This window comes from Fluviicola taffensis DSM 16823, from assembly GCF_000194605.1.
Taxonomy (GTDB): domain Bacteria; phylum Bacteroidota; class Bacteroidia; order Flavobacteriales_D; family Crocinitomicaceae; genus Fluviicola; species Fluviicola taffensis.
Genome location: NC_015321.1, coordinates 4,473,064 through 4,484,979 on the forward strand (window position 1 = coordinate 4,473,064; position 11,916 = coordinate 4,484,979).

Below are 11,916 nucleotides of genomic sequence, written 5' to 3' on the forward strand. Positions count from 1 at the left end.
ATCATGAAAAAATTAGTTTTACTTGCACTCATTTACTCGGGTTATTCAAGTGCTCAAATACAAACACAGGATTTCTACTCTTTTCGAATGGACAATATGTTCCAGGTAAATCCGGCTTACGCCAATTATTCGAAAGGTGTATTGATTAATTTGGGCGGTATTGCTCAAACACAAGGGGTGGATTTTAACAACAAAAACGCTTATTTAGGTATTTCTTCCAAAATTTCCAAAAATCAGGGACTCGGTGGAAGTGTTATTACGGATATGCGAGGAGCCTTTCAGACAACTAAGGCAACCATTTCATATGCCTATACCGCTCCATTTAATGAAAGTTCCAATCTAACATTTGGATTATCCTCCGGAATCATGAATTATGGAATGAACAGCTCCCGAATCGAAGGATACGAATACATTGATCAAACGGATCCGACTTTGAACCGGAATTACTACAACCGAACTCAGTTTGTTGCCGGCATCGGCTTGCTTTTCCGCTGGAAAGAACTGGATGTGAGTTTTTCTCTTCCTCATTTGATCACTACCAATAATCCGGCAAATGCCTATATCAATACAGTTGCAGAATACCGTTTCAAAACAGGTCAACAATTTAAAGTGGCGCCATCATTGGTTTATCAACATCTGCCTGTTTTAGGGAATCTATTTACCGGCTACGTCAAAGGTTCATTCAAAGATGTTGCCTGGTTGAAAGTTGGGTATCAAAGTAACAACTCATTACACACCATGGTCGGATTCAACCTGGATAATTTTGGAATCGGATATGGATTTCGATTCAACAACTCAACATTCAATAATCTTGCTTTTGGTCTGCATGAACTATCCATTTCCTTCAAAATCGGAAATAAAAAAGAAAAAGGGCTGTACAATCCTACGCTTGTTGAAATCGATCACCGCTTAACCAAATTACAAACCCGGAAGATCACCCCTGAAAATCGTCCGGAAATCATAGAAGAAGTGAGGAGAATTAAACAATTGATGGAGAATACGAGCGTCAATACCTCTACTCCGCAGGCCGCAGAAGAAGCCACCGAATACCTCCGAAAAATTGAAACAAAACTCATTGAATTACAAGCAAAATTGAATGAAAAATAAGCTCTTCATCTTATTCTTAATCGGGTGTCCTTCCCTTTTCGGGCAGGACACCCTTCGTTTAGCCAACCAGGTAAAAGTGGTTAACATTGTTGATCGATTCAATCAAATTACAGGTCCGGATATCCATTGCGGTGATTCATTAAAATCACTATTGGCAAAAATGGAAGAGTTATCCCTATTAAACAAAGAGTTAACTGATCGAAACAAGGTTCTTTCAGATACTTTGCAAAAATTCAAACAATGGCTCTATCTTTCCGACCGGAATTTCATTGTTGAGAAATATGGTGAAACAACTTCAAAAACAACATATACGGATGAGCAATATCAAGACTTCAGGGACAATTACTTTCTGAAAAAGTTTTTACATCAGGAAGGTGCTGTTTTGGTGTTTTTCCCCTACAAAAAATGGAGTATCAATTTAAGTTTCTATCAGGAGATCGATGATTTGGTCAATCAATACTTCAACCATAAAGGTTCCAGTTTTAAAATCAACGCTTATTCAGATTCCCATGGTTCGGAGGAAAGCAACCTTAAACTGTCAAAAGACCGTGCTAAATTTATTCGAAATTATCTGATCAACGAAAAAAAGGTAGATGCCCGGGATATCCAGACAGAAGGTAAAGGCTCCAAATCAAAGGAACGAATCACTGAACCCGATTTGGATTTTATGAATCGAAGAGCGGTGATCATTTTGAACAAAAACTAACCTTCACAACATCATTTGATGACTTTCAACTGTTACTTTTCTAATTCTGTGAATTTACTCTTTGTGTAAAGGGAAATATACACAAAACAAGGTTGTAAGAATGCAACGGAACTCTCGGCGGCAACCGGGAGTTTTTTTGTAATAGATAGTAGACAAATTATGGCACGCGATTAATCGCGTACCCACAAAAAGGGAATATTCATTTGAACCAAATTGAGATGTAAGTGTATTCCTTCTCAAACAACAACAAATGAAACTCATTCTTACACTTGCTTTTGCATCATCTATTTTCATCGGCAACTCTCAAACTCCATTGATAGCACATAAAAGTCATTCGGGAACTTTAAGCTCCTATACACTTGCAACTAGCAGTAATTTCGGAGCAATTGAAATGAAATTCGATCCACAATCACAACCACCACAACTCTACAAATCAGAAAACTTCAAAGCCTTGAATGATTCAGTTATAGTATTTCAAGTTCTGGATAATCAAAAAGTGATTAGAGTCGATACTTTATCGAACCAAAACCGATATTCTACTGTCATTTTTGAGTATAAGTACAAGGATTCCATTCGAAAGAAAGAACAGGAGGAAAGTTACAAACTTGAATTACAGCAACAAGAACTTCTCGAAAAACAACAACTAGAATCCCAAAAACAAATCAAGCAGGAATCAACTCCTGTTAAAAAGAAGAAAAAATCCTATTTACTCTTCTTATTCGGAATTACTGGTGGCGGAATGCTTTTGATGCGTTTATTCAGCCATTCAAAAATCATAAAATCAATCGCTTAAATAATATTTATGATACTTACAACTTTCAAGAGGTACGCGATGCATCGCTTACCTACGTTGGGCCGAATGCTTACATTTCTTTTTGCGGGTTTTATTCTTTCTGCAACTTCTCAAACAGCAATCATTGCACACAAAAGTCATTCAGGAAAGGCTGTTGATTTCTTTACGGAGCCTTCTACTAATTTTGGAATTCCTTCTCCTCGTTTGGTTCAGGTAATTCGTTTAAACGATAGCACCAGCATCGAAGTAAACGACCATTACAATGGCTATTATTCCTACGATACCGTCTGTAAAAATCCAGTTTATGCAAACTACAACCTAGATATTGATTCGATTAAAAAAGACAATTATTATCATTCAGATGTAGATTATATCAATTTTAAAAAATCTCCAAAATCGGTCAAACAAAAGTCTCCAGGATACGATACCAAAAGAATCGATGAGCTAACTCCCAGTGAAATCCAAGCCGAACCAACAGAAGAAATTGCGCCAAAAAAGAAGAAAAAAAAGAGTGCTATTCTGTTTATCTTTTTAGTAACTGGCGGAGGATTACTCTTGATGCGCACTTTCAACAGAATACTTACACCAAGAGTTGCTCGATGAGTGAACATCTCAAATTAAGCTTCATTGGAATCGCTACTTGGTGGATTCTTCTACTTCCATTCGATTACACGCTTTTCGATTGGTTCTTCAAACTCATTCAAAAACCTTTCTTAAGCTTACTAAAGAGCATGGATGAAGAATTGATTTTTGAAACAGATACTTACGGAACTTATGTACTCATTGCTTTGAGTCTTCTTTTAGGAGTTCTTTCATCTCCGATTATCCATTGGCTGTGTTCGAAATGGAAACTGAATTCCAACGAATTACTAAAAACCCTTCTCGCTAGTATTCTGTTTTTCTTCCTTTTCAAATACGGTTGGGATAAAATCACCAAGACTCAGTTTTACATGCCCGAACCGAATACACTTTACACCCCATTTGGGAAATTATCCAAAGACATTGCTTATTGGTCTTTAGTTGGAAGCTCTTATTCTTACACATTTGCCTTGGGATTCATTGAAATACTTGCTGCCATTTTGTTCTTCTTCAAGCGAACCCAATTCTTGGCATCCTTGCTCGCTATTGCTATTTTCGGACAAATTGTACTTATTAATTTTTCCTTCGATATTTCAGTGAAACTATTGGCTGGTTCATTACTTGTTTTCAGTATCGTTTACAGCAGTTGTTTTTATCAGAATTGGAGAGCAATTTTTGGATTTTCAGCAACTCCTGTTTTGGAGAAAAATTCTCGTTCACACCAAGCAATCAAGTATTTATTTACTGGTTTGGTTATTCTTGAAAGTATCATCCCAACACTCATTAGCAAGAATATCAATGATGACCAGTTTCCACGTCTAGCCCATCACGGAGCATACAAGGTTATAGGCAACAGAGAAATAAAGCATCTATTCATTCACCGAAACAACTACCTCATTCTTCAATCTTGGAATGATGAATTGAAAGACTACAAATTGGATACACATCATTCAAACCAATACATCACATTGGATGGACAGCTTTCCTGTAAATGGAACAACAATCAATTGATTATTCAAAACGACACTTTTGCATTAAAGAAAGTACCCTTTAAAACTCTCCCGCTCCTGCAAGAGAGTTTTCATACATTTTCAGATGAATTTCATTGAGAATTAAACAAGAAAAAGTTTTACTTTAAGAAGTAGTTAATGCTCTAATTTTTTCCTTACTTTTGTCTTGTTTAAAATTAATCTAAATAATGAAGCTCATTTTAGCCGACAGTAATGAAATTATACGCATTGGTTTGCGTACGCTGTTATCTACGGAGCGAAATATTCAAATAGTCGGAGAAGCTAGAAACAATGAAGAACTCATTGCACTCAACAAAGCTTTTGATGCAAATATTATTTTGGTTGATTATACCTCGAAAGGATTTTCTATCGATGTAATTCCTCAAATTCTTCAGAAAAAACCCGATTTAAGCGTTGTTGCAATTACACCCGAGCAATCTGCTCAAACCTTGGTAAATGCACTGCGTTCTGGCGTGAAAAGCTACATCAAAAAAGATTGCGACAGTTCTGAAATCATTGATTCTATTCGTGAAACTTGGAGAGGAAATAAATTCTTCTGCGGGCAAATTTTAGAAACTATTCGCGATGCGTCTATTGATGTAAATGATATTGATTTCGAATCATTTAGCTGTGAACCAATTACTTTGAGTGAGCGCGAAACAGAAATAATCACCATGATTTCGGAAGGCTTGACCAATATTATGATTGCCGATTCACTTTGCTTAAGTAATCACACAATTAATACACATCGTAAGAATATCATGGCAAAATTGGGTGTAAAAAATACTGCCGGAATTGTGATTTACGCTGTTAAAACAAACTTAGTTTCTCCCAACAAATTCTTGTTCGCAGCAGATTCTAATTCTTAGTAAATTTTTTTCTTTCATTTTTTGAACCTAATTTTAATCTGATTGTACTACAGATAAAAATTGCTTTATGCGCCAATTTACACTTCTTATTATTCTCTTTTTTGTTTCTGTAGCTACGAAAGCCCAGTCACAAGAAAATGTGTATAATAATTCAAACACCAAAAATTCAAATACCAACAACCAACAGATTTCTCCAGCAGTTCAAGATACTACTACAAAAATTCAGTACGAAGAAATTCAAATTCAATCTAAAAGTGTAAGGTCTGAAAAGAAAGCCAAATCCTTAAAAGCAGATCAGCTGGAAGAAGCTGAAAAAAGCGAATTAAAAGATTCGAATAACTCCTCTCAATTATTAAAAACTGCTCAATTTCAATTCGAAACCAATTACTCCAATTCTAAACATCAATTATACCGAAGAAGTCCAAATAACTTGGAATTCTCATCCATGGTGAAAAGCGCAAATCTGTATAAAGAAATACTTCCTAGCAGTTTTGAAAAGCATTTTTACACCTATCTTATCAGTAAGTACAATCCCAATCAATTCAATGAATTAGAACAGGCAGCAAAGTTAAATCCTACCAAAACAGAGGTGCAACAAGAATTAGCAGTTTTTGGTATTGCTGTTGATAATCAAGAATTAGCTGATAGTGTGACAATGCAAATGATTACTCAGAATAAAATAACGGGAGGTTTACTTAATTACACGTCAGATTTGGTGAATTCAATTCCAGCAAATGGAACATTACTTCTACACGGTTACACCGAATTAATTCCCGCTAATTATCAACGGAACACACTTGGTCGCGACGATATTGAATTGATTTCAGTGGATTTGATGCAAAGTTCAGCATATCAAGACCGTTTAGAAGCAAAAGGTTTCGTGATGCCTAACACAACTTTCGTTGATACTGCTTTCGTTCAAAACTTCTGTGCACTCAATACAACAAAAAACATTTACCTTTCGATGTCATTTCCAAAAGAGTATTTTCAAGGAATGAGCTCCTCATTGACAACAGTTGGTTTAACTTTTGCTTATAATCAAACCTCACTAGACTACAATGCTTGGAATATTTCTCTCTTTGAAAAAGTCTGGAAGAAACACGAAATGGGGGTTTCAAAAGACCAACAATCAGATGCTCTGTCAGCGAATTATTTACCCACTCTCATAAGTATTGCTCGACTTTACGAAGAGTACAATAAAACGGAAGAGGTAAAAAATACAAATCAACTAATCCTGAGTGTTGCTACGAGAGCACGCAAAACTGGTCAACTTTCAAAAATTAAGCGCTGATGCGAATGATTAAAAAGGAATACGACCAAATGACCGATGAGCAGTTGGTTATTGCAATGGCAGGAGGCGATCAACGAGCTTTTGACAAGCTTTATGGGCGTTATTCATCTGCCCTACTTTCGTATTTCATGCGGATGCTTTGGCGAGATCGTGAAAAATCAGAAGATTTTGTCCATGATTTCTTCACGAAAGTCATTCATCGTCCGGAACTTTTCGATACCAATAGATCGTTCAAAACTTGGATGTATTCGGTGGCCAACAATATGTGTAAAAACGAATACAAAAAGCAAGAAATTCGTAAAAATACTAGTAATGGATTGGATAGCAGCTATGCCGTTACAGATGTCAATAAAAATACAGAAAATCAAGTGCATCATGCACTTTTCAAAGAAGCATATAATTATCAAGTCACTCAATTAGAGGACAAACACCGAGAAGTATTTGAAATGAGGCACTTCGATGGTTTATCGATCAAAGAAATTGCCGATGCACTGGAAATTAGCGAAGGAACTATCAAATCCAGACTATTTTATGCAACCAAATATTTAGCTCAAGGATTAAAAGAATACCAACCAGAACATATAAAATGATTATGAATACGTTCGACGAAATTATACAGACAAAAGCATACAACGATTTAACTTCTCAGGAATTAGAAGTTGTTCAAGAATTAGTGTCTTCTGAAGAAGATTACAATGAAATGAAATCATTTTATGCAGGAATAGATTCACTTGCAATTTCATCTCGCGAGGAAGTTTCCAGTTCCATAAAATCAAGCTTGAATTCGGTTTTTCAAGCAAAGCACCCTGGAATTAGTCAAAACTGGAGTGCTACGAATGAAGTAACTGAACCAAAAATTGTTCCTTTATACAACAGAGCATGGTTTCGTGTAGCGGCATTACTCGTTGTATCTGCAGGAGTTCTTACCATTTGGATTTCAAATTCTGAAAATGAACTGGCTGCGACTGAAAATTCAAAAGTAACTGCTAGCAATGACTCATCATTACAAGTACACAAAGAAGAGGCTGAACCGAAAAAGAAGTTCCCAATAAATGAAGGATCTGCAACGAAAATTACGGCCGCTTCAACTATTTCAACAGGCGAAAATTTGAAAGATAAATCAATCGTTTCTGATGACGAAGCTCCTAGTGACTCAAAATCAGCAGAGTCTTACGATTTTGCTTCCCCTAGCCCCGTAGCTTCAAGTTACAAAAGCTCAAATAAGAGGAATGATGGAAAATACTTTTTGAGTAATCTTTCTGATAAAAAAGAAAAAACTGCTTCTAACGAAGATCAATTGGAAAGCTTATCGAGAGCTGGTATCGATGCAGATTTAAATCCATACGGAAATACAGCGAAAGCAACAAAAGATTATAAGCCTGCTATATCGACAAATGATTTACTGAGTTTGATTGAGCCGAGTTTCTAAAGAAGTTCAAAAGGTTTAAAATGGTTCAAGAGTTCAAATAAAAGATTCCATTCAACTATTTTAACTTGTTTCAAACTTGCTGATTTTGCAATTCACCCAACGCTACTTTTAGTTCAGCCAATCGATTCATTTTTCCTTTTTGTCGAATATTCAACGCAGTAATTGTATAAAACTGATGTGTATTCTCTAAAAATTGAATCTGCATTTGGATCCAACCTTCTTCCGATAAATCTTCGCCATAGGCAATCATCTCATCGCGAAGCTTTGAGAAAACAACGTAATAGTCAGCTCTTCCTAAATAATCGTGGTCTGCATCACACAAAATTTCTTGCAATAATCCAACGGGTTTAATATCCAAGGCCGTTGCTAAAATCATTTCTCGAATTTGCTGAATCTGATCTGCAGTAAAACCATATTTTGGAAGCATTTGCTCCATTAATCGAACTCCGTGTAATTCATTTTGGTGATATGTAAAAATAAAACCCGTATCATGAAACAGAGCAGCAGTTCTTAATAAAAGCATTTCATCTTCATGTAGTCCCTCCAACTTTCCTAATCGGATTGCTGCTTTCTCCACGTTTAGTGTATGCCCTAAATCATGGTAAATGACTTCATCAGGCAACATGGATTTGAGTTTATTCAAAACATCACTTCGCATGTGTTCAAAATCCACAGTAGCAATTTGACATAAAATTCTCAAATCAACGGAGGGAACTTTTCCATTTGCGTATAAACTATATTCAGATTTCAAGGATTCCAATTCGAAAGTTTCCATCGTTCCTCCTCGTTTCTTAATAGGAACATTACCCAAATTCTTGGTTTCAAAATAATTTACGCATTCATCTTGAATCGCTTGAGTAATCGTAATTTGATCGATTCCGCTAAATTGTTGAGCTCTCGCCGCAATATTCACCGTATCCCCCCAAACATCAAAAGAATAACGTTTGGATCCAATTATCCCAGCAACTAAAGGTCCTGCATGCAAACCAATTCGAATTTCCCAATAATCTTTTTTCATGGCTTTAGCCAATTCTTTCTCATTTCGAATAAAATTGCGCATTTCCAGTGCAGCCATGCAAGCCCTCAATATTGGTTGGGCATTGTCTTCATTCACCCCCGCGATTGCCATGTAGGCATCTCCGATTGTTTTGATTTTTTCCAGTTGGTATCTTTCTACTATTTCGTCAAAAGCCGTAAAATAATACTCCAAACGCTTAACTAGTTTGATTGGTTTAATCGTTTTTGATTTCATCGAGAAATCCACAAAATCCGTAAACAAAACAACTCCTTTATCTACTCTTTTAGGAGAAAACTTACCAAATTGATTTAAATCATCCAGCACATTTCCTGGAAGAATATTCCCCAATAGCTGAGCAATTCGTTGGTCTTTATAATAAAGAGTCTTGTAAACATCCAATTTCGCCTGAATCAATAAAGGATTGAATGGTTTAGTAATAAAATCAACCGCTCCTGAATTAAATCCTTTCAATAATTTAGATCCCGTTCGCGTATTTTCGGTGATAATAATTGAATAATGGGTATGAGTCGCATATTTTTGAAGTAACTCCTTAAAATCTTCCATCGAAGAAAAATTAGGGCTATCTACGTTGATTAAAATAATTCCCACTTCACGTCTATTCAAAATAACATGTGCATCTGCGATCGAATCACAAAACAATAAGATATTTCCACCGCCACCAAGGATTTCCTTCAGTGCCAGTTGATCAGACTCTTTTTCATCAATGATGAGAATATTAATTAGGCGCTCCACCTTTTTTTACGATTTAAAGTTGAAAATAAGCAAACTTTTTCAAATTTCACCGATTCAAATAAAAACACATTTTTATGTATTAACAATGGAATGCTAATAATAAATTCATTTTCATTCTTATTGAAATTGCATCATTCAATTTTTTTGAATTATATTAGCATTGAATTTTATAAAAAATACTATGAAAAAACTTTTACTTTCTGCAACATTATTAGTTGCTTCAATGAGTGCTAATGCACAAGCTAACTTAGGATTTGAAACTTGGGCAACAGGTTCTCCAGCTTCTTGGACTTGGTACAACGGCGCTCCAGTAAATATACTTGCAAATCCCGCTCTTGGAGGAACTTGTCAAGCTAATGGAGTTGCAGCAACACCTTGTATTCAAGGAACAACTGGTGCTCCACAAGGAACTTCTTATGTGAAATTGACTTCTGTTACCAGAGCTGGTTCTACGAATCCTCAATTTGATGCTGTTTATGGTGGGACAATTGTTCAAACAATTGCTACTACTGCAAAACCAACTTCTGTATCTTTCAAATACACGTATGCACGTCAAAATATGGACAGTGCAGTCGTATTTATTCAAGGTACAAAATGGAATGGTTCATCTAGAACTGTTGTTGGACAAGGAGTAAAAGTTATTAATGCAAATGCTGCAAACTGGACTACTGTAACAAATTCTCCAATTCAATGGATTGGTACTCCAGATACTATTCAAATTACAATTAGTTCTTCTAAAGGTGATGTATTAACAAATTCATTGGCTCCACAAGATAACTCTATTTTAGAAGTAGATGATCTTTCTTTCGTTGCTTTCGTTAGTACAGCTAGCTTAGAGGAATCTGAAGTTTCAAATGTATTTGTATATCCAAACCCTGCAACAACTGTATTGAATATCGATTCTAAAGAAGAGGTTGCAACTATTAGCGTTATGACTACTGATGGTAAAATTGTAGCTACTTCAAGTTCTGCAAAAAACATCAATGTTGAGCTTTTAAATGCTGGAATGTACATTTACCAAGTAACTAGCGTTTCTGGTAAAGTAAACACTGGAAACTTCGTTAAAAACTAATATCGGAATTCTTCCATATAAAAAATCCCCTGATGATGAGTCAGGGGATTTTTTTGTTTCAGTATTTTCTAACTCAATGAATCAATCACTTCATCAATCGATTTCTCACTGTTGGTAAGTTCCATTATTTTCGAAATCACACTGTCAATAATCGAATCGGGACAAGAAGCTCCTGAGGTAATTCCAATCTTACTTCCTTTTATCCAATTTTCAATCGCTTCCAATTGATGGGTATGAATATTAAAACTCTGAATTGATTTTTCAGTCAAAATTTCCGATTCATCCTTGATAAAATAAGTTGGGCATTTTTGCTCCAATAATTCCACTAAATGAGTCGTATTAGAACTATTATATCCACCAACGACAATCGCAAAATCCAATGATTCATTCATTAATGCTTCCGTAGCACTTTGATTGTCATTTGTTGCATAACAAAGCGTGTCACGTGTATCCGCAAAAGTTTTGTCCACCTTTGTTTTTTGAGCAAAATCTTCGGTAACCCTCTTTAAGAATTCAGCTATTTCCTGAGTCTCGCTTGCCAACATGGTTGTTTGATTAATCACTCCAATCTTGCTTAAGTGAATCTCTGGATTGAAACTGGGAGTATGTTTTCCTTTAAAAAAGTTGTAAAACTCCTCCTTTGAAGCTTCTCCAGTAATACATTTAGCCAAAAAACCAGCTTCTTCCATGTTCTTAACAATAACCGCTTCCGAATTTAAAGCGGTATGTGAAAAAGTTGCCCGAGTTTCTTCGTGGTCATATTTACCGTGAATAACCAGCGTATGATTTTCTGTGCCTAATTTTTCAGCCCGATTCCAAACCTTCTCCACAAACGGACAAGTTGTGTTATACTTTTCAGTAGAAACTCCTCTATCCTTCAATACTTGCTCTATTTCAAGTGTTGTTCCAAATGCTGGAATAATCACCACATCATTCGAATTCAACTCATCCCAAGGAATCAATTGTTTTCCAGCAGTATCTTGGATGAATTCAATCCCGTGTTTGGTCAAATCTTCATTAACGGTTGGATTGTGAATCATCTGACTCAATAAGAAAATGCGTTTCCCTTGGTTTTCATCCACAGCGCGATAAGCAATTTCAATGGCATTCTCAACTCCATAACAAAATCCAAAATGTCGTGCAATGTATAACTGAGTATTACCAAAATCCAAAACTGTGGGTGAAAAATCCTTTTTTCTCGGATCTTGATTTTTACGAAATGCCTTTACTTTCGATATAATCGGCGAACGAAATATGGAGGGAATATCGAATTGTTTCATCTCAACAAC

12 protein-coding genes are annotated in these 11,916 nt (G+C 35.8%); 10 read left to right on the top strand and 2 right to left on the bottom strand.

Going from position 1 to position 11,916, the window contains the following annotated elements; all coding sequences use genetic code 11:
• Positions 1-3: 3 nt before the first annotated feature.
• From FLUTA_RS19650 to FLUTA_RS19690, 9 genes are all read left to right on the top strand, one after another.
• On the top strand, positions 4-1,107 hold the full coding sequence (locus FLUTA_RS19650) for a PorP/SprF family type IX secretion system membrane protein (RefSeq protein ID WP_013688659.1): 1,104 nt from the start codon (positions 4-6) through the stop codon (positions 1,105-1,107).
• The gene (locus FLUTA_RS19655) at positions 1,097-1,813 is read left to right on the top strand and encodes an OmpA family protein (protein ID WP_013688660.1); all 717 of its coding nucleotides are present in this window, start codon (positions 1,097-1,099) and stop codon (positions 1,811-1,813) included. Before FLUTA_RS19650 ends, FLUTA_RS19655 begins: the two co-directional genes overlap by 11 nt.
• 250 nt (positions 1,814-2,063) lie before the next feature.
• Positions 2,064-2,606 (top strand): hypothetical protein, encoded by a 543-nt coding sequence (locus tag FLUTA_RS19660; protein WP_013688661.1) that lies wholly within the window; start codon positions 2,064-2,066, stop codon positions 2,604-2,606.
• A gap of 66 nt (positions 2,607-2,672) precedes the next feature.
• The gene (locus FLUTA_RS19665) at positions 2,673-3,209 is read left to right on the top strand and encodes a hypothetical protein (protein ID WP_148235475.1); all 537 of its coding nucleotides are present in this window, start codon (positions 2,673-2,675) and stop codon (positions 3,207-3,209) included.
• Positions 3,206-4,294 (top strand): hypothetical protein, encoded by a 1,089-nt coding sequence (locus FLUTA_RS19670; RefSeq protein ID WP_013688663.1) that lies wholly within the window; start codon positions 3,206-3,208, stop codon positions 4,292-4,294. The genes FLUTA_RS19665 and FLUTA_RS19670 overlap by 4 nt, the downstream gene beginning before the upstream one ends.
• Positions 4,295-4,383: 89 nt before the next feature.
• Positions 4,384-5,064 carry a LuxR C-terminal-related transcriptional regulator gene (locus tag FLUTA_RS19675; RefSeq protein WP_013688664.1) on the top strand — a complete coding sequence of 227 codons (681 nt, stop codon included), beginning with the start codon at positions 4,384-4,386 and terminating at the stop codon, positions 5,062-5,064.
• A gap of 67 nt (positions 5,065-5,131) precedes the next feature.
• Entirely contained in the window at positions 5,132-6,355 is a 1,224-nt protein-coding gene (locus FLUTA_RS19680) for a hypothetical protein (protein ID WP_013688665.1), read from the top strand.
• A complete protein-coding gene (locus FLUTA_RS19685; RefSeq protein ID WP_043023962.1) occupies positions 6,355-6,945 on the top strand; it encodes an RNA polymerase sigma factor in 591 nt (196 codons plus the stop codon). The genes FLUTA_RS19680 and FLUTA_RS19685 overlap by 1 nt, the downstream gene beginning before the upstream one ends.
• Before the next feature lie 2 nt (positions 6,946-6,947).
• The gene (locus FLUTA_RS19690; protein WP_013688667.1) at positions 6,948-7,784 is read left to right on the top strand and encodes a hypothetical protein; all 837 of its coding nucleotides are present in this window, start codon (positions 6,948-6,950) and stop codon (positions 7,782-7,784) included.
• Positions 7,785-7,854: 70 nt separating this feature from the next.
• Here FLUTA_RS19690 and FLUTA_RS19695 read toward each other — a convergent pair whose 3' ends face one another.
• Complete coding sequence (locus FLUTA_RS19695; RefSeq protein ID WP_013688668.1) at positions 7,855-9,555, bottom strand: adenylate/guanylate cyclase domain-containing protein; 1,701 nt, start codon at positions 9,553-9,555, stop codon at positions 7,855-7,857.
• A 181-nt stretch (positions 9,556-9,736) separates the two neighbouring features.
• On the opposite strand from FLUTA_RS19695, the gene FLUTA_RS19700 reads away from it, so the two are divergent.
• A complete protein-coding gene (locus FLUTA_RS19700) occupies positions 9,737-10,627 on the top strand; it encodes a T9SS type A sorting domain-containing protein (RefSeq protein ID WP_013688669.1) in 891 nt (296 codons plus the stop codon).
• Positions 10,628-10,695: 68 nt separating this feature from the next.
• On the opposite strand, the gene FLUTA_RS19705 is transcribed toward FLUTA_RS19700, so the two are convergent.
• Positions 10,696-11,907: a 4-hydroxy-3-methylbut-2-enyl diphosphate reductase gene (locus tag FLUTA_RS19705; RefSeq protein ID WP_043023964.1), complete on the bottom strand. Its 1,212-nt coding sequence runs from the start codon at positions 11,905-11,907 to the stop codon at positions 10,696-10,698.
• Positions 11,908-11,916: the final 9 nt, after the last annotated feature.